This is a genomic window from Robbsia andropogonis, from assembly GCF_000970345.1.
GTDB lineage: Bacteria > Pseudomonadota > Gammaproteobacteria > Burkholderiales > Burkholderiaceae > Robbsia > Robbsia andropogonis.
In genome coordinates this window covers 1-24,272 of the sequence record NZ_LAQU01000026.1, presented here as the reverse complement: position 1 = coordinate 24,272, position 24,272 = coordinate 1, and the positions used below count along the sequence as shown (strand labels likewise).

Sequence of the window (24,272 nt, the reverse complement as noted above, 5' to 3'; positions counted from 1 at the left end):
AGTAAGACGCGTGCGGTCTCTCGCGCCGTACCTACGGAAGTGCATCGTCAACGGATCGGGCGCCGGTGGCTGGATTCTTGCCGAGCATGCGGTTTGAAATTAACCACAGTCGCTGCCAGAAAATCCTTCAACTTCAAATTGAGGAAAATCAGTTTATCCAACTGTTAGAGCGCATTGATCGGTCACCAAAATTAAAATGCGGTGCTTTCGCAACTGTCATTTGCTCCGCGAGAATCACAAAATTGGTATCGTTGGCACGCCAATTTTCGCATAGTTTATCAAAGCGTGCTCCTGGTAAGGAATTCAGATTTTTATGAAGATTTAGAGCTATACATTCGTCAATGACTTGCCATTGCACATCCCGTGTTACTCCGAAGCGGGTTTGCAGTATTTCTCGAATGATGGCACCTTTATTTTTGCTATCCCTGAAAGCATCAAGTAAGTCTCTCTGGAAAAACATCTCACTTGCCAAAGCTTTCGCGAACGAATTCGAAATCTTTTCTACGCTGCCTTCATAGCGATCCAGGAAAATTTTGATTGCTTCCGGGATGTCATCTGCTGGGATATCTACTAGCACTGAATCCAACATGGCAGGCCAGAAAGCGTGTGTCGTGTGCAAGAGGAGAAAGCTCAATTCTTTGCGTGTGCTTTCCGCATTGACAGCGCCGCAGAGATGGCGCGCAACCATAAGGTCGATAGAATAAAGCGCGTCAGCCCGGCATGCTGGTGGGAACGGAATTAGATGCTTTTGCCGGGCCACGGCAGTTTCGATATGATTGACATAGACGCGTTGCGTTGCAGGAATGCGGCTATCTAGGGACCGACGGTTGCGTGGTACGTCCACAAGCAACTTTCGTAATAAAGTCGCAGGTACCCTATTGATGCTGACTTGTTCTATGCACGATAAAATAGCAGGAAAAAACAAGACTGGCACTGGTGCGGTCCGGGTAGCCTTTATTTCCGAAAGCGCCTTGAAAAGGTTAGGGAACGATGCGTGCATTTTTGCACCGAGGCGCTTACATGTTGATCCGAGTTGCAGTATTGCATGCATCGTAAGCACGGACGTGGTCGCCATAAACAATTCGCCGGGAAGCTCATCCAAATAGTCCCGATATTTGCTTTTGCTGGAATCAATCGTTGCTTCCACGACGATTGGATCACTGTATGCATTTTGCGAAAATAAACAGGTTAAGGTATCGTTCAATAGGTTAGTCAGTGTTTGCATGGCTGTGTGTGAAAACGTTGTGTATGAATGCGTTCTGTTGAATTTCACCTATCGCAGTTCGTAGTCCTGGAGAAGAAGAATCGCACTAGGCGAAGTGCCATGACACATATGCGTTTTAGTGAGGATAAATAGCACTTTGTGCCGGCGGTGGAAGGGTCAAGACTATGCGGTCTGTATGAGAGAGCAACCTGCAAGGCGACTTGGCGCATGGGTGCGCCTGCAATATTAGCCGCGATAGCAGTATGTCAATTAGCAGATCCGGCAAAATGGATAGCGTTTCTCAGCAGTGGGACCGCATGGCACTGGTGATCGGTGGCGAGCCGATATTACTTATTGTGTCACGGATGCGCGTACCGAGCATTTTTGAAGGCTGGAATATTGAGGATCTAGACGAGGCAACTCACATACACCCGCGTAGCAATGCGATGACTGATCGCATGCCACTGTGCTTCGTTCAATATACCAAATCTACGATGCATGACTGATCGTACGTCATCCCAATAATTATAGTCATTGACTAACATGGTCGCCGCCAACTCGGCGGCGAGTCGCGTGGATATATTATGGACTGATCCTTCGTATTCCTCGGCGAACAATGTTATCTCCCGTTTCAGTTCGTCTGGTTGAATGTTCGCCATCAAGGAGTCAAGCATTTCAGGCCAGAACGCCTTGTTTGTCATTTTCAAAAGATCGAAAGGGTGGGTTGCGCATCGTTTGAACGATGCGCAACCTGCATATCGGGCAACAATAAGGTCTATTAAAGAAAGCGCATCAGATCGACATCGGGGAGGAACCGCTATTTCGCTTTCCTGTTTCGAGATAGCATCATAGAAAGGCCCGCTATCAAAACCATCGTCACAGCCTCCAGGCGAGGTATCGAAACGTTGCGATCCTGCTTCTAGAGTCAATACCAGGTCGCGGAGCAATGCCGGCTGCTGCGTACGAATACTAATGGCTTGAATGCTGTTTATCGCTTGCGTGAAAAGCTTACCCACCGGCGTGCCCGAAGATATGTTTTTAATATCGACGACAGCCTGAAACGTTGAGGGGAACCTACAGCGCAAAAGGGCGTGGAGTTGATGATTCGCCGACGCGAATCGCACGATTGAATGCGCTGGGAGCAATGCAGCGACGACAATCACGAGGTCACTTGATAGTTCCAACAGATGGCACTGTTTAGCGCTATTAATGGGATACGCTGACGTTTCATCCACATCGTCGTAGAATGTGCTCCACAAGCTTAGATATGCCAACGAATTGCCTAACAGTTGCATGGTAGCTGTGCCGGTAGAGTCGCATACGATTGAGCATAGTAACCTTCTGTCTGACTAAATTTGCAAAAGCGGCGAAAAAATATAATAAAAAGCGAAGGAAAAGTGGCGGTCGAAGATGATTTGTTGTTCAAGTAGACCCTACGCGATGTGTTGACACCGTCTGACCTTCGCCATCCTTGGTGGACGGACGGCGTTGGGAAGAACAAAGGTAAGCTTGACGTTGCTTTTGGCTTATCGTTGTTCTTTTTTCGTGAGAAAGCGCAAGAGGTTTAACGCGATTCGATGAATTTTTTGTATAGAATAGGACGCTCGGCGAGGAGAATATCTTCCACAAGTTTCCTGAACGACGCGTCATGGAGACGCCAATGCTGACATAACTGTTCGATGCGGGGAACGATTGGATCCAATCGTCGATATATTCCCGAAGCGATATCTCGATCGACTGCTTTCCACTGCGCTTCGCTGCTTACCCCAAAACGTCGATGCATAATTTCGCGAACGGCTGGCCCTTTTGCATGAGGATGAATTCGCGGGGGCAATGGTCCGTTAAAGAAAAGCTCTGCAGCTAACATCCCCGCCAGCGTGTCTGATACCGCGTCTAATGTTCCGTCGAACCTTCTGCAAAATATACTGAGTTCAAACACTAGACCGGCAGCCGGGACCGTCGTCACTAGTGATTCGAGCATCGCAGGTAAAAATAATGGGTTTGTATTGGTAAATAAATGATAAGGATTGCTTTCACCATGACTAAAAGAGTCTGTTCCAGCATATTCCGCTGCTTCGAGGTCAATTAAATCGAGGGTGGCTCTTAGCGATTGCAGTGGCAGTTCTATGCACCGCTTGGCGGCTTTGACTGCACCAGACAAAACGTGAAGGTAGATATATCCTCGGTGTCTGACAGATACCTCACTATCGACCAAACCATCAACGTACGGAAGCGTCAAGGCGTCGGCCCGAATCGACGCAGGTGTAAGGGGAGACGGCAGTTTATAGGAATTTATATAGGCATTTGCTGCCGTTAGGAAGTCCATTTCTGTCTTTGCGCTGGTCCTTACGACGTCTTCGGATGCCATAGCGTTCGAGAGGATATCTGGCGTCAATAAGGCGCTGAGATATCGGTTTGATATTCTAAGATTTGATAACGTGTTTGCGGGAAGGGGCACTGCCAGCTGGACAATCAGGTTGTCCGGCAATACTTGAAAATTCCCTACGTTTCGCTCTGTGACAGCCCGCACCATAAGCGCCTCATGATAGGTATCACTTATTTCCGCGATCGGGTGGACGTCATGAGATGGGGCTGCATTAACATGATCACGATACCCGTCGGACGATAAGGTACTAAGTTTTTGCATAGGTTATTACTCGGAAAATTTGCGTGCCAAGTTCGTGAATGACTTCACGAACCAGATAGTTTGAATAGGTAGCGAACACTTGGTTGGAAAAACGAAGAGTGATGATGGCAATATGCATTTATTTGACATCCTTGGCGCCGCCATCATCCGCAGATGCGGCAAAGGAAGGGGCTGCCGATGGGAACCTATGAGTCTGCCATGACGCATATGCGGTGCGCTTTACGCCTTTATGTTACAAGCGTGGAGGCAACGTTGAATTGCATGCCGTCCAACGCTATCGCGAAGCAACTGCAATTAAAACGACGAACGTCCAACCGATGATGTTGTCTAAACCAGATATCGGTGGTGAATGTTCACCAGATACTCCAGCCCCATGTTTTATCCGGCATGCTGATCATCGGTCTGTTGCCAAAATCATATCTCGGGTTAGCGGCGAGGGCTGCTGATTCTGCCAAGACTACAAATTTCTCATCGTTGGTGCGCCATCGTGTGCATTCTGCATCGAACGCCGGACCGGGCGGTTCCGCACGGAAATGGAGATGAATGTGTGATGCGATGGCGTGATCAATAGTACGCCACTGCTCTGAACGCGTAACGCCAAAACGTCTTTGCATTTCTGAACGGACATCTGCGCCCGACCGCGTGTTGCCGAAGAACAAAGTAGTTGCCAGAACGCAAGCAAGCGGGTCAGATATCTGCACCATCTGATCGTCGTACTTTTCCAGAAATGTAGCAATTTCCGCCTTCAAATCTTGTGCCGGGATATCAATGATCAAAGACTCGAGCATTGCAGGCCACCATGCTTTTTCGCTTGTTTTCAAAAAATTAAAATGCGTTATCTCCGTAGGCTTGAAAACCCGCGACCCGGTGGAAGTGGCAACAGTAAGATCAATCAATGCAAGCGCGTCGAGCGTGCACCGTGGCGGCAATGGTATGAGTCGAGTTTCATCTGCGATCGCTTTGTAGAATTTATTGCTGTCAAACATGTAATTTCGCTGATCGTCGTCGGACCATGCGAATTGTCGAGGGCCCGATATCGTTAAAGCCAGTTGTCTGAACAAGGCTGGTCGTTGTGCGCTAATGCTGACGGTCTGGATGCTCTCGATGGCGCGAACGAAGGGCCAAGCGACGGAAGTATCCCGTCGCGCTGCTTCGATCATGGAAAGAGCTGTGAAAGTGGATTGGAAATTCGATGTTAGTAAAAAATGAAGGCGTTTATTTGCCAATGCAAGTCTGAGCAGGGTCCGTGCGGACAGAAGTGATGCAAAGGCATCGACGATCTTTTCCGGTACGTTAAAAGGATTGTCTCGATTTGTTTTATCGGCAGGCGCCGGCTCCTTGCCGATGAGCAGATTGTCATTTTCGCTGTCGTTCCAAAAATAAGAAAAAATATCGTTCAAAGCTTGCATGATTATTTATCCCACTGTTATGAGCGTTGGAACGCCCAGAGACACGGCATCTTTTTGAAGAAATGCCGAATGATATCCGCGCCTTTTATTGAGAGACGTATGAGGTGTAGGTAACCTGCAATATGTGCAGGTTCGGGGGCGCTGGAGAAAAGACATCTCGTGAAACGAAGAGGCACTTGTGCTCGTTGCGTTTGGTGTCGGCGCAGTCCGCAAGAAACCGGGCTTTAAGCCTTCAGCGTGATTCTGATGCGCAGAAGAGGCAACCGATAAACTGGTTTGCTCGATGACAAGTGTGGCATCTCTATCGGCCGCTGCCTTCAATTTTTGCTCATACTTTATCTGCTTTGCAGACCTTCGGCACGCTGCTTCAACCGATGAAATGTCTAAAAACTGGATTGCAAGGTTGGTTGCAAAAGCGCGTAGAGATTTTTTTGCTAAACCGAGATTGACGAAGGCCTACGCTGCGCGGTGGCTGCTTGCGACACAGATTTTCAATACATTGGGTTACCAAGCCCATCATACTTCTCAAAAAATAGCGTGAATTCATATCTCAAATTCGCTGCCGAGCCGTCTAACAATAAACCCAGCATCGTCGGTCAGCCGATTTGCTGAAAGCTTGATTGATATTCGAACTGCAACAGGGCAAGGAGACGTTTGCGTGTAAATTCGAGGTGGAACAGTGCAAATGCAGTGGAGCATGGAACAGCGCATGATGACAAAGGCGTCCGATAATGTCCAAACACCATTCAGCAAAGGACTCTTTCGGCTGGAACCTAACATTCGGCATGGTTCATTGCTTTGTCACGGTCCAAATGGGCGCGGCACGACATTTGCTCACGCTCCGGTACGATATTACGATCAAGGAACGGCATCATGATCAATCAGTGGAAGCTCGGCGACCACGTCAAGTGGCAGACACCGCAGGGTGAAACGAAAGGAAAAATAGTACGCATTTTGCGTGAGCGAGTGCATCTGGATGGTCACACGTTTGATGCCAGTGCCGATGATCCACGCTACGAAGTGGAAAGCATGAAATCTGGAAAGCGTGCGGTTCATCGCGGGGAAAGTTTGCAAGCCGCGGGTGGCTAGGTCTTCGTTCGGTCTAAGTGCAAGCACGGTGCTGCAATGGGCTCTCCCGGTATGCGCGTTGATCGTATCTCAGGGCGTAACGGATCGATCAACTCTTTTACGATCGACGGCGATTCGTAACGGTGCGATTTGGGTTCGCATGTTGGGTTTGCGGGTTCTGGTGCAAACAGGTAAGAGTGTTGAGAATGTTCCTACATGTAGGATATTGTATGAAGAAGACAGAACAGCATTCCATACGGCAGGCATAGCGGCATGCTTGAGACCGAGTTTAGTCAGATCGAACTGGCCCTTGCGAATGCGATGCATCAATTCGATGCCAGAGATCGTTGCCGCGGCATTTGCGAACCATTTGAGGCCAAGCATCGCGTTCGTTCTCGATTTGATGTTTCGATGGCCCTGCTAAATCAGATTGTTCAGATACTTCGAGGATTGGACCTTCGTGTCTTCGGGCAGCGGGTTATCGACCTTCATTTCCCGCACCGCGCGGTGCGAGGCAGCGTAACCGTCGAGCGTGATAGTCTCTGGTGACTGGCCCTGGTGCCTGGTCGCCTCGCGAAAAAAGCTTTGGCTGCGGCCACGTCGCGTTTGACCCCGAGTAAGAAGTCCTCTGTATTGCCATCTCGATCGACCGCCCGGTACAGGTAGACCCATCTGCCACGAATCCTCATAAGGGTCTCGTCGACCCGCCACGATCGACCCGAAGGGATCGCAAATCGGTTCCAGCGTTTAACGAACTCCGGGGTAAAGCGCATCACCCAGTGCATGACGGGGGTGTGAGCCAGCGATAAACCGCGCTCTACCATCATTTCCACCAAATCACGTAGGCTGAGCTTGTAGCGACGGTACCAGCGCACGCACAGGACGATGATTTCTTGATCAAAATGTCGACTATTAGACAGCACATCTCCGCCTTTGCGCTTGCTCATCAGCGTTCACCCGATTGTTGGGCTCAATACTTTAACCGATTCCCACCGGCTATTTGCACCAGTGCCCCTTTTGGCAGGTTGCGCCATTGTTAAAAACAGCACAGCAGTAGGCCATCGGTCGATCACCGGATTCGCATGGAGGAAGTGAGGTTCGTTGAGACTGCTTCTACCTGAATCGGGAAGTTGCCATTTGCCACGCGAGTGCCCACGAAATCGTGTTTTCGGGGCCATGATATTCGTCACAAAATAGTCTGATCTCGGATTTCAGATGACACGCAGGGACGTCCATCAACAATGAGTCAAGCATCGCCGGCCAAAATGCTTTGTCGGTTACTCTCATGAGATCGATAGGTTGCATTGCGTTGTCATCAAAAGATTCGTAGGCAACGAAATGGGCGACAAACAAATCGATCAATGCGAGCGTATCGGATAGCAATTTCGGCTGCGGTGTGATCATGGCGTATTGCGCGCTGATTGCTTTAAAAAAACAGCCGTTATCGAAGAACTCTGTGTCCCAGGTACAACCGCGTCGTCTGTAGTTCGTCGGGACGGCCAAGATCAGTTCTCGAAGCAGCGCAGGCCGGTGCGCGGATACGCTTGCTGCTTCGATACTCTTGATCGCCTGGAAGAAGAGCCAGCCAGCGGGTCGTCCCGTCCGCACTTTTCCAATTTTTTGAATCGCGGTGATACTTGACGGAGATAGGGGAACAATAAGTGTCCGGAGCCGCTTGCTCACTAATCCAATGTTGAAAAGCCCACGCGCTTGAAGCGCGGTGAAAATGGTGGTTAAAAGCTCATCGGGTAGTTTTTGCAGCGTACCTGGATTGGGTTGCCTGTGAATATTTTCGTCGTTATCACTGTTGTCCCGCTCAACGCTTTCCGAGGAGAGATACGTTAATGCATAGGTGATGATTCGCATGGCGATGGACGGAAAAGATCGTTTATAAAAACGATGAGTACCGTTCAGATTGTCGACGTTCGTCTGATCAACGCATATTTATCGCGCAAAACGAAGCGAACCTGTCGGCTCGGGTTCACGGCGCGCATTTGTTATGAAAGACGTGCCCGAGCGGCCGTGCGGGTAAATAACGATATCGCTTCGATGCGATAGAACGTTTATCAGTGGTGCGCCGCTAAGCGGCTAGCTACCAGTGTTCAGTCTGGTCACCGAAATGTGGATAGCAGGTTAATCTCGTTGGTATCGTCGTCGGTGCAACGATTATGCGCATATTCGCAATCGAGTACATATCGATTCTTCACTGCCGCAACGAACGTCCAGTCGTCAGGCCGCCATCTATGGGCAGCAGCGCATATGAACGCGATGTCGTTGCTGTCTTTTACGCTTCGGAAAATGTCGGTGATGACGCACTCTTCAACCGCCTGCCAGTGTGTAAAGTGCCTCACACCGTATCGACAATGCAATGTCTCGCGTACCTAGACGCCGTCGAAACGACGAAACAAGTGACTGGCCGCCTCGCACGCAAAGGCCAGGGACACCGCGTCAAACGTGATTTCGCTGCGGTCGAAAAAGTCGGCGAGGACACTTCGAATGGGAATGTCGACCTTGCTTTCCAATATTGGTGTGAGCGCATCTGGCCAGTACCTAAGTGCAATATCCTTGAACTCTCCGGGGTACGGGGTGACGGTCGGAAAAAGGTGTCGAAAGTACTGTCGAGGTTGCCATACGTTGAGATACCTTACGGTGTAGAGCTGCCCAAATGACGTGGCACGCCATAACGACTCGGGTTTTGACGTGACCCAGGTGATCATTTCATTAATTTTTGTATCGCGGCGGTGAAGCCCAATCCAGTCGATATTGTCCGAGTCTACAAGGGGGATATTGGCACGTTCCAGGAGCAATGCCGGTTGCCATTCCTGGCGCATATTCACGATGGATTGAAATGCCACATCCAGCCCGTTTTGATTTTGCACATTATGCAAAGCGGTAAACGCCTGCGTGCAGTGGACGTAGTCACCCCAGTATCGCCAAGGCAGGTTTGCAAGACATGGCGAAACAGACTGCGTCACGCGCATCAACGTGTACTATGATAGACGCGACGTGGTCACGCATTAAGACGCTCTCGCCGTACGGACCTATCGGGATGTATCTGTCTATCCCATCCAACACGCTGGTGGTTGTGATATTCATCGTTCGTACCCGAGTAAGAAAACAAAAAATGAAGTTTGCGCGGTTTTCTGTCGTGCCGGGTTGATCAACTTCGGATATCGCTATCAGAGCGCGCCTTTCATCAAGCGATGAGATTGGCGAGCAAAAAGACAAGGGAGGCATGCCGATCCGTCGTGCCTCCCTTCTGGCAATGCTGACGCAACGCTGCTACGCATCGCGCCTTATCGAACGGCCTTTAACAGACCTTGTGCAGCCAGCCACGTTTGTCTTCGGAGACGCCGTGTTGCAGGTCCAGCAACGCCTGACGCAACTGCATCGTTACGGGGCCATTTTCTCCACCATTGATGGTCATTTCGAAACCGTTCGCCTTGGCCTTGCCCACGGGAGTGATCACCGCAGCGGTGCCGCAAGCAAATACTTCTGACATACGACCATTTGCAAGGTCTTCACGCCATTGTGTGACAGAGATCCTGCGTTCTTCCGTGTTGAATCCCAGGTCGCGGCCCAGTTCCAGCAAGCTGCGACGTGTGACGCCTGGCAACAGCGAACCGGTCAGTTCCGGTGTGACCAGCGTGACCTTGTCGCCTTCCTTGTAGACGAAGAACAAATTCATGCCGCCCATTTCTTCGATATCTTCGCGATGGGCGGCGTCCAGCCAGACGACTTGGTCGCAGCCGTGTTGCTGGGCTTGTGCTTGCGCCGCCAGGCTGGCGGCGTAGTTGCCTGCACACTTCGCTTCGCCGGTGCCGCCGAGTGCCGCGCGTACGTAGTCCTGGCTGATCCATACGGTCACCGGCTTTACGCCTTGCGCGAAGTACGCACCGGCCGGCGATGCGAAAAGGAGGAAGAGGTATTCATCCGACGGACGTACTCCCAGGTAAGCGTCCGATGCAAACATCAGTGGACGCATGTACAGACTCTCACCGACAGGCGTTGGCACCCACTTGCGGTCCATTGAGATCAGCGCATCACCCGCTTCCAGGAAGCGTTCCGGCGGCAGCGCGGGCATGGCCAGACGCGCCGCGCTACGGTTGAAACGCTCGGCATTCTGGTCCGGGCGAAACGTGGCAATACTGCCGTCCGGTTGTGCAAAGGCCTTATAGCCCTCGAAGATCGCTTGACCGTAATGCAACGCCGAGGTGGCGGGGTCCAGAGACAATGGGCCGTAGGCCTTCAGCTCGCCTTGCTGCCATGCGCCGTCCCGGTACGGAATCACGACCATGTGATCCGTAAATATGCGACCGAAGCCCGGGCCGGTCGTACGCGCGATGCGTTCGGCATCGCTCAGGATATGGTCAGAAGGCGTGACGCGCAGCGTCGGTGTGGAGGCGATCATGGCAAGCGCTTTCTTGAAAACACGGAAAACCACGATGCTACCGAAAAATGAAAGATTTAGCAGGGAAATTGCCGTGGCGGGTATTCCACGCCAAAACGTGTCGTATATGTCATGGGTCTGAAGCGGCTTTGCGCTGCACTATCACTGTTACCGTACAGTCAACCCATGTGCGTCCATGCTGGTTTATCGTTACGGCTATGGGTTCATGGGTTCGATGGGGATATTGACGCGTGAAAGTTTTGGAAAATCAGTGGCTTACCTACGTAAAACGCCTCCAGGCCATCGCCTCGACGGGATTGCACTTTGCCGAGGGCGTGTTTGATAGAGAACGTTTCGAGGAAATAGCGCGCATTTCGAATGCGATGCTTGCAGATCTTGGCAATGTGCCGATCAACCACATTCCGGACCTGATGCCTCCGATGGGCACCGCCTATGCCACACCCCTTATCGAAGTGCGGGGTGCGGTAATCGTTGACGACCAGATTTTATTGGTTCGCGAGAAATTCGATGGTTTGTGGACGATGCCGGGTGGCTATGCCGACGTCGGGCTGTCGGGTGCGGAGAATACGGCCAAGGAGGTATGGGAGGAGGCCGGCTTGCGCGTGAGTGTGAAGTCATTGTTCAGCGTGAGACACAAGGCCAAGGGCGCGTACAAATTGGACCCCCGTGATTTCTACAAGCTGTATTTCCTATGCGAATCGGAACCGGGAGCGGTGCCCCGGGTGGGTGTCGAAACGTCCGAAGTTGGGTTTTTTTCACCGGATGCGCTGCCACCGCTGTCCGAAGGACGGACGATCGTCGGTGACATCCTCGATGCGTTCCGCTTTGCCCGCGGCGAAGTGACGACGACGATTTTCGACTGAGGCATGTGCTTTCTAAGCAGCGTATGGACGGAACGGGCTTCTGCTCCGTGCTGCTTACATCGGGAAGGCACTTGTCTGGTTTGCTTATGGGTTGTCGAGAATCATGTTTTTCGGGGAGACGCCGTTGCCGTGATCGCGCAACGGCCCGATCTGCCGCGTTATTCCTCGGGGAACAATTGCGGTGTCTTGCGCGCGCGCCGCGCGGAGGCGCCGGGTCTGCGCCCGCGTTTCGCCGGTGCTGCTTCCGCCGTGGGCGTGACCGCATCGACTTCTTCGTCTGGCGTGCTTGCGGCAACGGCAACCGTGCTCGGTGGCACAACGCTGCTTACGTTGACGGCCAGCGTGTCGGCGGACGGAGTGGCTATTTCAAGCGGTGCCTCGCTATCGAGTTCGAGCATTTCCGTGACGACCGTGCTCGCGCGCTTCGATGGGGCACGCCGTGCACGGCGTGCGGCCGAGGCTTTGCCGGGGCGGGGTCGCTCGCCAAGTGACAAGGCGTCCGCATCCCGGTCCGCTGCCAGATAGTGCGCGGAATCGCTGGCCACTGGTGCGCTGGTCAACGTATCGGAGGTGTCTTCGTCGAAGAGTCCTGCTTCGGCGCCATGGGTGCGGGCGTCGGCCGCTTCCGGTGACTTGCTCGTGCCGGTAGCATCGGCCGTAAGAGGTGCGTCGTCTGCAAACGCATCGCCAGCATCGCCGTACGGGGCGTCGATAATCGCCAGCACGGTATCTGCCGTCGTCGCCGTATTGGCGTCCTCGGCAAATGCACCTTGGTCGACTTCGACAACCGACTCCGCGTCGCGTCTACCACGGTCGCTGCCTGGGTCGCGCTCATTATTTGCGTCGCGGCCGCGATCGCGATCCCGGCCACGACGCCGAGACTTTTTCGCGGGTGCGCGGTCCGCGGTTACCGCCTCGTTGGACCGGGGGGCTGCGCTGCGCTGTGTGCCAAGCGATCCCTCGTCGGCGACGTTGGCGTCCTGCGAAGCGGCAAAATCCTGGCGTGCGCCGCGGTTCGGCGATTGAGGAGCGGGCGCGGCAGATGCCGGCGGCTCTTCCAGCCGGCTGCCGATGTCCTGGGCGCTTCGGAACACATAGGTGCCCGACTTTTCGTCCCGACCCACTTCAAACAGTCCTCGCGCCTGTGCCTCGTCTAGAAGGCCACCGAATGCGCGGAAGCCGAAATACGACTCATTGAAATCGGGGCGGCGGCGTTTGATGGCCTCCTTCAGCACCGATGCCCAGATCTTGTTGCTATCGCCCCGTTCGGTCACCAGTGCATCAAACGTTTCCACTGCAAGCGCAAAGGCTTTTTCCTTACGCGCTTCTACTTCGGGGGAATCTTGCTTCCCCGGTTTCTGGCGCGGCGCGCGGTCTTCATCATTCTTGCGGGTTGCCGCGTCACGCTTGGCCTGGGCGCGCTGTTGTTCGCGCACCAGATCGTCGTAAAAAATGAATTCGTCGCAGTTTGCAACCAGCAGGTCCGACGTGGAATTCTTGACACCCACGCCGATGACCTTCTTGGCGTTTTCGCGAAGTTTGGACACCAGCGGCGAGAAATCGGAATCGCCGCTGATGATGACGAAGGTGTCGACGTGAGACTTCGTGTAGCAAAGATCGAGTGCGTCAACCACCAGGCGAATATCGGCGGAATTCTTGCCGGTTTGGCGGACGTGCGGGATTTCGATCAGTTCGAAGCTCGCCTCGTGCATGGCGGCCTTGAAACCTTTGTACCGATCCCAGTCGCAATAGGCTTTCTTGACGACAATGCTGCCCTTGAGCAGCAGTCGTTCCAGCACCGGCTTAATGTCGAATTTCTCGTATTTCGCGTCGCGCACGCCCAGCGCGACGTTTTCGAAATCACAGAAAAGCGCCATGCTGACGCTCTCGTTGGGTAAAGCCATGGATGCTCCCGGCGCGTGCATGTTGCACGCGTTGCGTAAAAAGGTTCAAAACGCGGTTTTCGTTGCGGGTAGCCCACACCGAATGCGTCATATCGCGGAATACTAAACCTTTCGATTATACGCATCCATTCCGTTCCGCCGGCGACCGCGCCTGCTCAGGGCGCCGGGTTGGGTTGCTTTTCGTGAAGCGCGTCGATTTCCGTGAGAATTTCCTCGCTCAATGTGACGTCGGCGCTATCGATATTTTCCTTCAATTGTGACAGCGTAGTGGCACCGATCAGGTTGCTGGTCGTGAACGCACGCCCATTGATGAACGCCAGCGCCATCTGCGTCGGCGACAGTCCGTGCGCCTTTGCCAATGCCACATACGCGCTGATTGCCGCGACCGACTGCGGTTTGCTGTAGCGCGCGAAGCGTTCATACAGCGTAATTCGCGCGCCGGCCGGACGGGCGCCATTTTCATATTTGCCCGTGAGCCAGCCGAACGCGAGCGGTGAGTACGCCAACAGCCCCACGCCGTCGCGATGCGTGAATTCGGACAAACCGTTTTCGAACGTACGGTTTACCAAGCTGTAGGGATTCTGGATGCTGACGATTTTCGGCAGATCCAGCCGTTTCGCCGCATGCAGGAATTGCGCAACGCCCCATGGCGTTTCGTTCGATACACCGATGTGCCGGATCTTGCCGGCCTTGACCAGCTCCGCCAAGGCCGTCAATGTTTCCTCGATGGGTACCGAATACGGATCGTCGATCCATGGGTAGTTTGATCGGCCGAACGTCGTTGTGCTGCGGTCAGGCCAGTGCAACTGGTATAGATCGATATAGTCTGTCTGCAGCCGTTTCAGGCTACCGTCGACCGCCTGTTGCAGGTTGACCCGGTCGAACTGGTTGGTCTCTCCGCGAATGTGCCTGGGATTATGCGGTTGACGGGCCGGTCCGGCGATCTTTGTCGCCAGCACCACCTTGCCGCGCCGCTCCGGATGTTTGGCGAGCCAGGTGCCGATGTATTGCTCGGTTCGACCTTGCGTTTCAGGGCGGGGTGGTACCGGATACATTTCCGCCGCGTCGATCAGCGTGACACCACGCGAGATCGCATAGTCGAGCTGTGCGTGTGCATCGGCTTCGGTATTCTGTTCACCCCAGGTCATGGTGCCCAGACCGATCACACTGACGTCGATGCCGCTGTCACCCAGTTTTCTGTATTCCATTTGCGTTGTCCTTGGCGAGGGTCACGGGTACCGGTCCCGTAAGCGTCGACCGCGGCGCGCCTGGAAAGGGACGCATGCGTGTCTTTCGCGGGCGGCGGGACCCGGCAAGAGCAGTACGCTATCACATCCGTCATGAACATGCGTTGTGCGCTACTATCGATCAGGCTGGCGGCGTCGCCGGCAATCATTGCGTTGATTGAAGTTGCGGTCCTGAAAACTATCAAGGAGGATGCATGTCGATCGAAACGTTGCGCTCGAACCCGTTGATCCGTATGCCACGTGGCGCGCTGGTGGCGTCGGCTATCGTATTGACCACGATGACCGCCTCACTGCCGGCCATGGCGAAAGTCGTCCACTTCAGCTCGACGCTTACCGCGGCGAATGAAGTGCCGCCGCACCAGACGGACGGCACGGGGGCGTTGACGGCAAGCTACGATACGAAGTCGAAGAACTTCGAGTACGAGGTGAGCTATGACAAGCTGACCGGCCCGGCGACGGCCGCGCATTTCCACGGTCCGGCGCTTGCGGGCGAGAACGCCAAGCCCGTGATTCCGATTGCCGCGGATGCGCTTGCCAGCCCGATCAAGGGCAGCAAGACGCTGACGCCGGAACAGGCCAAGGAGCTGCTGGCAGGCAAGTGGTATTTCAACGTTCACACTGCCGCGAATCCGGGTGGTGAAATCCGTGGGCAAATCGAGAAAACGAAGTAACGGGCCTGAGCCGTACCGTCACGCTTAGGCCGGTACGGCGGATACCGCACGGCATCCGCGTTCACGAGGAGGACCTTGCCACCAAAATAAGAGTGGACGGGGCCAGAGGGGGCGTCGCCAGAAGCCTTTCTACCTTTGCTCAGTGACTTCGCCCTGCATCTGCTGAAGCAGATAAAGCCGTTGGTAGATGCCGCGATCGATGGCCATCAATGTCTCGTGATCGCCGGACTCGGCAATCTGTCCATGATTCAGCACGATGATACGATCCGCGCGCCGGATGGTGGAGAGCCGGTGCGCGATCGAAATCATCGTCACTTTGCCGTGCAGCGCTTCCAGCGCGCGTTGTACCGTCTGTTCGGTTTCGCTATCGATATGGGATGTTGCTTCGTCCAGCAGCAGGATCTTGGGTTTCCCGGCGAGCGCACGGGCAATGGCAATCAGCTGTTTTTGCCCGCTGGACAGGCGTCCGCCGTTTTCCCCCATATCGGTCGCATAGCCTTGCGGTAGCGCCATGATCAAGGCATGGGCACCGGCCGCGTGCGCCGCTTCCTCGATCCGGGCGTCGCTCAGGTCTCGACCCATGTCGATATTCTCGCGTACGCTGGCGGCAAACAGGAAAGGATCTTGCGGCACCAGTCCGACACCGGCACGAAAGGTTGCGTCGCCGATAGTGCGCAAGTCCTGGCCATCGATCGTGATCGTTCCGTGTTGCGCGGTGTAGAAGCGCAGCAGCAATGACAGCAGCGTCGACTTGCCGCTACCGGTATGACCGACGATCCCGTAAAACGCACCCGCCGGAATCGCCAATGCGATGTCATGCAGCACCGGATGCATCGGATCATAGCCAAAGGTCACGTGATCGAAGCGCACCGCCCCCCCGTGGGTGTTGGCGTCGCTGCCTGTGAGGGCGTTGCCCTGCGAGGTGGCATCGTTATCCAACGCCGCCACCGCCGGCGGTAACGTTTCGTGCAACAGGCCGTTGACGCGCGCCGCGGCCACCACGGCCTGCTGCAACTGGCTGAACTGCATCGTGATCTGAATCAACGGCTCCACGACACGGGCGATATAGCTGACGAATGCGTACAGGATCCCTACTTGTGCATTCGACATTTCCTGAATGCCGAACCCATACAGCACGACCACCAAAATCAGCACATTCAGCAAATCCAGCGCGGGCCGTAGCAGCCAGGCGTTGACGACCAGTTCCGCGCGGCGGGCCTGGTATTGGGCGTTGTTCGTGGTGATGAAACGTTGCGTGAACCGCCCGGCGGCGTTGCTGGCCTGGACAACCGGCATGCCGGCGATCGATTCGCCCATTTGCGCATTGATATCGCTGCGCAATTGCCGGGCACGGGCCACGGACGGCGCGCTCCAGCGTTGATATAACCAGACGATCAGCACCATCGCCGGCACCAGGGTCAGCACGATCAGCATCAAGCGCCAATCGAGCCAGGCCATGGCGAGCAGTGCCCCGCTTACGACGATGCAACTGTCGAGCATGACGAACAGCACCTGCACGTAAAGCGCCTTGACGGATTCCGTATCGTTGGTGACGCGGCTGACCAACTGGCCCGTGATCGCCTTGTCGAAGAATGCCATCGGCAAGCGCATCACATGGCCATACACCTGTTCCCGGAGGCGTCTGACCGAGCGCATCGCCACGCCGGCCAGACGCGTCAACTGGAAGTAACGGATCACCCCCGCCACGCAAGCGCTGACGGCGCCAAGCGTGAGCAGCATGACGATCGGTGTCCAGGCAAGCCGATGCGGCAACAGATACGCGTCGATAAATCGTTTGCCGAGCAGCGGCGACAGCGCTTCCAGCAGGGCGGCCACGGTGAGCCAGGCAGTGCCCAGGAGAACGTGTCGACGTTCCGGCGCGGCGGCCAGACGTAAGAGCGCGAACGCCGCACGGCGTTCGGCTTTGCCGCCGCCGGTGTCGCGCGTCGTGTGGGCGGTGTCAGGCATGTCAGCTGGCATCCAGGCTTGCCTCCAATTGCTGGTAACGCCATTGGCGGGCGTACCAACCGTCCCGTTCCAGCAGCGTGTCGTGATTGCCATGCTCGATGATGTGCCCCTCCTGACGGCTTTCTACACCGCCCAGCACGATGATATCGTCCGCATCGGCCACCGCGGACAGGCGATGACTGACGATCAATACGGTGCGCCCGCGTCGTGCGGCACGTAAATGCCGCAGAATCTGCGTTTCCGTGCCGGTGTCCACGGCTGACAAGGCATCATCGAGCAACAATAGCGGCGCGTCGGCCAGCAGCGCGCGTGCAATGGCGATACGCTGCCGCTGCCCGCCCGACAGCGATACTCCGCGCTCGCCGACCGGCGTTTCATAACCCTGCGGTAATCGCAGGATGTCATCATGGACAGCGGCAAGACGGGCCACCCGCGCGATGTCCTCGCGGCTTGCGTCAGGGCGCGCGAGTGCGATATTGTCGGCCACGGACGCCGAAAACAGGAACGCCTCTTGAGGCACCCAGGCCACTTGCTCGCGCAGCGCCTGTAGCGAATAGGTGGCGAGGGATGCTCCGTGCCAGCGGATGTCGCCCTGTTGCAATGGATAATGTCGCAGCAGAAGACGTAGCAGGGTGGATTTACCGGCGCCCGTGGTGCCGACGATGCCCAGCGTGCTGCCCGCCGCCACCGGGAACGACACATCGGTGATCGCCGCGTGGGGTTGATCCGCATACGAGAACGTCACCGCATCGAAGACCAATGCCGGTTCGTCGGATGTCTGCGCCGTGGCGGCGGTCGACACCCCTTCCCGCTCGTTGTCGGCGTCCGTTGCACGTGTCGTGGCCAGCGGCTCGGCCATAGCGCCAGTGCCGTTATCGTCTACTTCCGATTCGGCCGAGAGCAAGGGGTTCAAGCGTGTCCAGGCGGCGCGGCCACGCTCGATCAGCGACAGCACCCAGCCGGCGGCGAACATGGGCCAGATCAGTTGCCCCAGATACATGCTGAAGCTGGTCAGGTTGCCGATGGTCATCTGGGCAGTCCACACCAGGTAGCCGCCATATGCCAATGTGATGGTCGTCGATGCCGTCAGCGCAATACCGACGACGGGCGAGAACGCCGCTTCCCACCGCTGTGCTTCGAGATTGCTGTTTGCTGCGTCACGCGCCAGTTTGGCGAGTACGTTCGCGTTATGCGCCTCCAGTCCGAGCGCGCGGACGGTGCGCACGCCGCTGAGTGTTTCCTGGACGTGGTCGTTTAATGTGCTGAATCGGCCAAGGGAGTCGCGCCAGGCGTGGTGAATCCGGTTCGAGATCAACCAGAAGCCGAAAGCCATGAACGGGAAGGGCAGCAAGGCGGCGACGCTCAGGCGCCAATCAATGCCGCCGGTCATCATCGCGACAACCAGGATCAGCGTCATCGAGCCGTCGAAGCCGGCTAACAAGGCCTCGCCGGCAGTCATTTCCACCGCGTCGATATCGTTGGTAGCGCGCGCCATCAGGTCGCCCGTACGGTGCCGATGGAAAAAACCAGGACTTTGTAGCGCGAGCGTCCGGTAGATCCGCTCGCGCAGCGACGTGCCCAGCTTGTAGGCGGCTGCATACAACGTCACGCGCCAACCAACCCGCAAGAAATAGATTGCCAATCCCATCGCCAGCAAAATCGCCAGATCGCCCATGAGCGCGAGCAGGTGCAACTGATGCGCTACAAGCCCGTCGATGATACGTCCGACCATGCGTGGAATCATCACGCTGAGCACGGCCACGCCTGCCAGCATCACGGCCGATGCAGCGTAGGGACGCCATTGCTGGCGGGTAAAAGTCGCCAGAAGGCGTAACAAGGACATGGATTGCATAGAAACGCGGTTGCGGCGGTGCCGGAGGGTGACCGGCACGAAAATCGGGCAGCGGCCGGGACACGGAAATGGGCACGGACCGGCTGTTAAGGGCACGTGCCACGCACCGGATGCGCATTGTCAGTCTGCTGTAAGACGACCGCTAGTGTAGCGGACTCGGATGACAGACGCTCCGCGGTGCCGGACAACCTTCGTCAGTGCAGGGTCTGCTTGCTGAGCGGGATGGCTGCGGCACTGCCCGTGGCCGCAGGCCGTGTGGGATAACCGGGTTGCGTGCGTACCCAGCGGTGGCGTGCCCGTTCCAGTGGCCGATCCACAATATAGTAGACCAGCAAGGACAGGCCGACGATGATGACGAGGGGCAACGGCAGCCAGGGTAGACGGGCAAGGGTGCTGGTCGGCAGCAGACCGCGATCGTGCATGGCCAGAAGCACGATGCCGTGCAGTAGGTAGACCTCATAGGACAATGCACCAAGGAGCCGGTCGAGGCGCGCCGGATCGATGCGGCGATGTAGCCACCCCATCACGCCCGCTCTCTCGATTGTGATTTCCTTGCCGGGACGTTTCCGGGTAGTCGTCATCGCATAAGGCAGCAGCGCGACGGCGATAAGCAGGTTAGCCAGCGTATTGAAGTACGACATTTCGCCGTAAGCGCTGCCAAAGAACATGACGCCGCGCAGCGGGCGATATACGGCGCAGATCAGCAGGATGGCAAACGCGATGGCCGCGCCCGACTGCACCTGAGTTGTCGAAAAGCGCCAGTCACGGCGTGCGACCCAGGCGCCCGCGACAAAGAAGGCGAGGTAGTCCGGCAAGATGCCGATCGTCGAATCATCACCCCGGTATGCGAGCAGCATATGCAGCAGCCCGAGGACGCACACCGCAAACAGGAAAATCCGCCCGGTCCGCGCGCCGATCGACGGTATCTCCATGTCTGCCGTCGTGCCGTCCGTCGGATTGCTTTGCATCCTGCGCGTCTTGTCCAGTAGCCAGATGACAAGCGGCGCCACCACGTAAAACTGTAATTCGATATCGATCGACCACAGCGGACCGATTACGCGCCACGCTGGTGTGATCGTCGCGTAACCGAACAGCAGCACATGCGAAAAATAATAATGGATTGCCGCGAACGGGCCGGACGTCGTGCTCCCGACCACATTGCTCGACGCGGCGGTATCCAGGCCGGGTGGCACAGTGGGCGGGAACAGCAGGGGATGCGGTAAGGCGATCCAGCCACAGGCCGCGCAGATCAGCATCAGCGCCAGCGCCGCATAGAAGACTGGAAAGATCCGCCAGAGTCGAGAAAGGTAGAAGGTGCGTACCGGACGGGCCACATGCCGGTATTCGGCGTGCCACATCCGGTCGATCCAATAGCCGCTCAGCGCGAAAAAGAGGAAGACTGCCGATGCTCCCAGCTTCAACGGCGTGGTGTGCGTTACAAAGACGACGAACGCAAGCCACAGACGAAATGCGCCAGGTGACAGGACGGGCAGCTTGAACGACATGGACAACACCTCGCGACAATTCGATTGGACCGTATCATGCTACCTCTGATGCGGTCCTTCGCGCTTAGTCAGTCCTTTTTGCTGCAGGGCGTTTGCTGCCGCTCAGGCGGCGGCTTGACCGGTGCGTGCCACCTTGTCTTCCTCGATGGCAATGCGTTCGCGGGCGATCGGCAAGAGATCACGGCCGTACGCCAGCGCATCCTCCAAGGGATCGAATCCGCGCACCAGGAATGTCGTGATACCCAGGCGATAGTATTCGACCAGCGCCTCGGCCACTTGTTCTGGCGTGCCCACCAGGCCAGTGGAATTGCCGGCGGCCTTGGTCAACGCCGCCATGCCGGTCCACAAGCGCCGATCGACGACCGCACCTCGTGCTGCCGCGGCGAGCAAGCGCTTTGCGCCCACGTTTTGCGGATCTTGCGGTCGACGCGTGAAATTCGGGGAACGCGTGACCACCTCCTTCGCACGTTCGAGGATCGCATCGGCACGCGCCCAGGCGGCCTCTTCGGTCGCGGCAATGACCGGACGCAATGACAGGCTGAAGCGAATCTTGTCTTGCCGGCCATATCGTGCCGCCGCCGCGCGCACGCGCCTGACCAATTCGGCAACCTGATCCAGGGATTCACCCCAGAGCGCATACACGTCGGCGTGCTTGCCTGCCACTTCGATCGCGGCATCCGATGCGCCGCCGAAATACACCGGCAAATGTGGCAGGTTGGCTCGGGGGACGGGGCGAATCTGCGATTTGTGACCTTTCACCCGGTAGAACTCGCCCTGGTGGTCAAACGGTGCATCGCTGGTCCAGGCGGTCTTGACGACATCCAGGTACTCATCGGTGCGGCGGTAACGGGCACTATGGTCGAGGAAATCACCGTCGCGTTGCTGCTCCGTGTCGTCGCCTCCGGAAATAATATGCACCGCGAGCCGCCCCCCGGAGAAATGGTCGAGCGTGGACAATTGCCGGGCTGCCAGGGTGGGCGCGACAAAGCCCGGTCGATGGGCGAGCAACACCCCCAGGCGCTGGGTTTGATGCAGCACGTACGCGGCAATCTGGCCGCCATCCGGTGAGGCGCTGGAATGCGCGATCAGTACCCGGTCGAAACCACCGAACTCATGGGCCTGCGCCACCGAGCCAATATAGGGCACATTTAGCGTGGGTCCCTGAGGCAAATGCGTCTCGCTGGACTCCTGGTGGCTGACATAGCCGATGAATTCGATGCTCATGCGGGTTCTCCAAGAAGACTTTCATGCAGGGATCGTTGTCCCATTCCGCGAACACCATAGCGATGTGCGCCTTCGGATCGCAAACGACGAATTTCGATAAGGATATGCATGGATGATTTCTATTCATCTTAGAAATCGTTGTTTGGGATAGGGGGAGCCTGCTACTAGCATGAAAGGCCATGTAATGATGTCCGGATATTCTGGAAACGAGATCCATGCAGAAGCCTTTGATTTCATCGCTCCCGTCTTTTCGGGCGTTCCAGTCCTGGCGCCAGACCATCGGTGCCGGGGCATCGATCGGCGACGCACTGACCGCCGGCGACGACTTGCGCGAACGTGGCGACGCGGGGCGGCGTGCATGGCTGCGACAGGCCGTGTCGCTGGGCGCAGCGGCCGCCTCGGCAAGCTTGTCCGTGCCGGCGTGGGCGGTTTCCACTGCATCAGGCGCCGGGCAAGTGTCCGATGCGGCGTTGCGGAATGTGACGTTGCGCGTGGGCGACCAGACTGGCGCGACCCGCGGCCTTTTCGAGGCTGCCGGCCTGCTGAAGGACGTGCCTTTCAAGATCGAGTGGTCGGTGTTTCCCACCGCCGCCGCGTTGCACGAAGCCCTGAAAGCCAATGCGACCGATATCGGCTCGGCCAACGACTCACCCACGGTGACGGCCATTGTCGGTGGATCGCCAGTGCAGGTGGTGGCTGCGTGGCAGCGTACCCATTCGACCGATACGGCGTTGCTGACGCGGCCGAATAGCGGCATCGCATCTTTGCAAGGGTTGCGGGGCAAGACCATCTCGCCGACCACGCGCGGCAGCGTTGGTCATTTCCTGGTTGTCGGGCTGTTGCAGCAGGCGGGTATTCCGCTGAGCGACGTGAAGCTCGCGTTCCTCGCGCCCACCGACGCCAGCGCCGCGTTTGCGAGCGGGGGCATTGATGCCTGGTCGACCTGGGGGATTTTTCGGGCGCGCACGGTCGGCGTGCTGCATGCGCAGACGCTCGATGACGGTGCACGCATCAATTCGGGTTTGTCGCTGTTGAGCGCGCATCCGGAGGCGTTGAAGGACCCCGCGAAAGTGGCCGCCATCGCCCACTTTGCACGTTTGCAGGATCGGGCCCTGGCATGGGGGCGGGGCAATCGCGCGGGCTATATCGATTGGTTCAAGCGGTTTTCCAAGCAGGACGATCAAGTCGCCGCCGGCACTTATAACGATGCCGTGGGCTATCAACGCCAGCCTATCGGGGATGGCGTGCGGCAGCGCGTCGACGCGACGTACAAGACGTGGATTAGCGCGGGCTTGTTGCAACCGGGTGTCGATCTCGCCGCCCACCTCTATCATGGGATAACGGCATGAGTGCGGATCCACAATCCCTCCGCGCCCCGGGCTCGTCGCGCGCTCCGTCTTCCGATCCCCGGCAGGAAGGAGGCGATGCGCGTGCACGCAAGGCGTCGCCTCCTTCCTGGCAGCGCCTGCCGCGATCGTTGCGGCGGACGGTGGGCGTCGCAGTGATCCTTGCCGCATGGTGGGGTTTGTCGGCAATCGGCGTGTTACGTCCGGAGGTGCTGGCGGGGCCGCCCGCGATCCTGTCCGCGGCGGTCTCGTTATGGCAGGATGGAGAGCTGCCCGCGGCGTTGTGGGTATCACTGCATCGTGTCCTGATCGGCCTGGGGATCGGTGGCGCGGCCGGAGTCAGCCTGGCCTTGCTCTGCGGCTTGTCGCGAGTCGCCGAAGACCTCGTGGATCCACCGATGCAGATGTTGCGCACGGTGCCACATATCGCGCTGATTCCGCTGCTGATCATCTGGTTCGGCATTGGCGAAACGCCGAAGATTGCATTGATCGCGTTGGCGAGCACTTTCCCCTTGTATCTGAATGTGTATGCCGGCATTCGTAACGTGGATGTGGGGTTGATCGAGGCGGCGCGCGTGCTCGAATTGTCGCGAGCTAGGCTGATCGCATTGATCGTGCTGCCCGGCGCGTTACCCAATTTGCTGACCGGCTTGCGTTACGCCCTCGGGGCGAGCTGGCTCGCGTTGGTGTTCGGTGAACAGATCAATGCCACCGCTGGCATCGGATATTTGCTGAGTAATGCACGGGACCTTTTTCAGACCGACGTGATCATCGTGTGCCTGATCGTATACGGCCGTTGCTGGGGCTGGCAGGTGACCGTGATCGTTCGTTGGCTCGAAAAACGGCTGCTGGACTGGCGTCCCGCGTTCGACGGCGGCTGACCGGAGACGGGGCGCAGATCGGCGCGTTGGCGCAATCGCCATTGCCTCTGGCCGCTTGCGCTCCCTTATGAC

18 protein-coding genes and 1 pseudogene are annotated in these 24,272 nt (G+C 56.8%); 5 read left to right on the top strand and 14 right to left on the bottom strand.

From position 1 onward, the window contains the following. Nucleotides 1–148: 148 nt before the first annotated feature. The 4 genes from WM40_RS19730 to WM40_RS19715 all read right to left on the bottom strand — a co-directional run bounded on the left by WM40_RS19730 (nt 149) and on the right by WM40_RS19715 (nt 5,260). A complete protein-coding gene (locus WM40_RS19730) occupies nt 149–1,225 on the bottom strand; it encodes a hypothetical protein (protein ID WP_046153739.1) in 1,077 nt (358 codons plus the stop codon). Nucleotides 1,226–1,611: 386 nt separating this feature from the next. Continuing rightward, nucleotides 1,612–2,499, bottom strand: coding sequence for a hypothetical protein (locus WM40_RS19725; protein ID WP_046153738.1), 888 nt, complete (start codon nt 2,497–2,499; stop codon nt 1,612–1,614). 269 nt (nt 2,500–2,768) lie between these two features. Next, nucleotides 2,769–3,851 carry a hypothetical protein gene (locus WM40_RS30265; protein ID WP_157685863.1) on the bottom strand — a complete coding sequence of 361 codons (1,083 nt, stop codon included), beginning with the start codon at nt 3,849–3,851 and terminating at the stop codon, nt 2,769–2,771. A gap of 353 nt (nt 3,852–4,204) precedes the next feature. Next, on the bottom strand, nt 4,205–5,260 hold the full coding sequence (locus tag WM40_RS19715; protein WP_046153736.1) for a hypothetical protein: 1,056 nt from the start codon (nt 5,258–5,260) through the stop codon (nt 4,205–4,207). Between the two features lie 873 nt (nt 5,261–6,133). Between WM40_RS19715 and WM40_RS19710 the strand changes: the two genes are divergently transcribed. Further along, nucleotides 6,134–6,349, top strand: a complete 216-nt coding sequence (locus WM40_RS19710; protein WP_024903757.1) for a hypervirulence associated TUDOR domain-containing protein — start codon at nt 6,134–6,136, stop codon at nt 6,347–6,349. Between the two features lie 216 nt (nt 6,350–6,565). On the opposite strand, the pseudogene WM40_RS28920 reads toward WM40_RS19710, so the two are convergent. The 4 genes and pseudogenes from WM40_RS28920 to WM40_RS19685 all read right to left on the bottom strand — a co-directional run. Beyond that, a pseudogene (locus WM40_RS28920) lies at nt 6,566–7,275 on the bottom strand (IS6 family transposase); the annotation flags it as partial. A 166-nt stretch (nt 7,276–7,441) separates the two neighbouring features. After that, complete coding sequence (locus WM40_RS19700) at nt 7,442–8,194, bottom strand: F-box-like domain-containing protein (RefSeq protein ID WP_046153734.1); 753 nt, start codon at nt 8,192–8,194, stop codon at nt 7,442–7,444. Between the two features lie 515 nt (nt 8,195–8,709). Beyond that, nucleotides 8,710–9,309 carry a hypothetical protein gene (locus WM40_RS19690; RefSeq protein WP_157685862.1) on the bottom strand — a complete coding sequence of 200 codons (600 nt, stop codon included), beginning with the start codon at nt 9,307–9,309 and terminating at the stop codon, nt 8,710–8,712. Between the two features lie 329 nt (nt 9,310–9,638). Further along, nucleotides 9,639–10,739, bottom strand: coding sequence for a branched-chain amino acid aminotransferase (locus WM40_RS19685; protein ID WP_046153758.1), 1,101 nt, complete (start codon nt 10,737–10,739; stop codon nt 9,639–9,641). Nucleotides 10,740–10,969: 230 nt separating this feature from the next. Here WM40_RS19685 and WM40_RS19680 point away from each other — a divergent pair, with 230 nt between their 5' ends. Next, a complete protein-coding gene (locus WM40_RS19680; protein ID WP_201779149.1) occupies nt 10,970–11,602 on the top strand; it encodes an NUDIX hydrolase in 633 nt (210 codons plus the stop codon). A 158-nt stretch (nt 11,603–11,760) separates the two neighbouring features. On the opposite strand, the gene WM40_RS31620 is transcribed toward WM40_RS19680, so the two are convergent. Both WM40_RS31620 and WM40_RS19670 read right to left on the bottom strand, forming a co-directional pair. Then, entirely contained in the window at nt 11,761–13,506 is a 1,746-nt protein-coding gene (locus WM40_RS31620) for an NYN domain-containing protein (RefSeq protein WP_046153757.1), read from the bottom strand. A 155-nt stretch (nt 13,507–13,661) separates the two neighbouring features. Beyond that, on the bottom strand, nt 13,662–14,714 hold the full coding sequence (locus tag WM40_RS19670) for an NADP(H)-dependent aldo-keto reductase (RefSeq protein ID WP_024903764.1): 1,053 nt from the start codon (nt 14,712–14,714) through the stop codon (nt 13,662–13,664). A 233-nt stretch (nt 14,715–14,947) separates the two neighbouring features. Here WM40_RS19670 and WM40_RS19665 point away from each other — a divergent pair, with 233 nt between their 5' ends. Beyond that, the gene (locus tag WM40_RS19665; RefSeq protein WP_201779148.1) at nt 14,948–15,424 is read left to right on the top strand and encodes a CHRD domain-containing protein; all 477 of its coding nucleotides are present in this window, start codon (nt 14,948–14,950) and stop codon (nt 15,422–15,424) included. Between the two features lie 129 nt (nt 15,425–15,553). Here the strand turns inward: WM40_RS19665 and WM40_RS19660 are convergent, their stop codons facing one another. The 4 genes from WM40_RS19660 to WM40_RS19645 form a co-directional block, all read right to left on the bottom strand. Then, a complete protein-coding gene (locus tag WM40_RS19660; RefSeq protein WP_046153732.1) occupies nt 15,554–17,392 on the bottom strand; it encodes an ABC transporter ATP-binding protein in 1,839 nt (612 codons plus the stop codon). A gap of 1 nt (nt 17,393) precedes the next feature. Further along, complete coding sequence (locus WM40_RS19655; protein WP_046153755.1) at nt 17,394–19,235, bottom strand: ABC transporter transmembrane domain-containing protein; 1,842 nt, start codon at nt 19,233–19,235, stop codon at nt 17,394–17,396. 203 nt (nt 19,236–19,438) lie between these two features. Beyond that, nucleotides 19,439–20,749 carry an acyltransferase family protein gene (locus tag WM40_RS19650; protein WP_046153731.1) on the bottom strand — a complete coding sequence of 437 codons (1,311 nt, stop codon included), beginning with the start codon at nt 20,747–20,749 and terminating at the stop codon, nt 19,439–19,441. Nucleotides 20,750–20,851: 102 nt separating this feature from the next. Beyond that, nucleotides 20,852–21,973, bottom strand: a complete 1,122-nt coding sequence (locus WM40_RS19645; protein ID WP_046153730.1) for an LLM class flavin-dependent oxidoreductase — start codon at nt 21,971–21,973, stop codon at nt 20,852–20,854. Between the two features lie 215 nt (nt 21,974–22,188). Here WM40_RS19645 and WM40_RS19640 point away from each other — a divergent pair, with 215 nt between their 5' ends. Together WM40_RS19640 and WM40_RS19635 are read left to right on the top strand one after the other, a co-directional pair. Further along, entirely contained in the window at nt 22,189–23,322 is a 1,134-nt protein-coding gene (locus tag WM40_RS19640) for an ABC transporter substrate-binding protein (protein WP_052738426.1), read from the top strand. Further along, entirely contained in the window at nt 23,319–24,200 is an 882-nt protein-coding gene (locus WM40_RS19635; RefSeq protein ID WP_082103010.1) for an ABC transporter permease, read from the top strand. Before WM40_RS19640 ends, WM40_RS19635 begins: the two co-directional genes overlap by 4 nt. Nucleotides 24,201–24,272 lie beyond the last annotated feature (72 nt).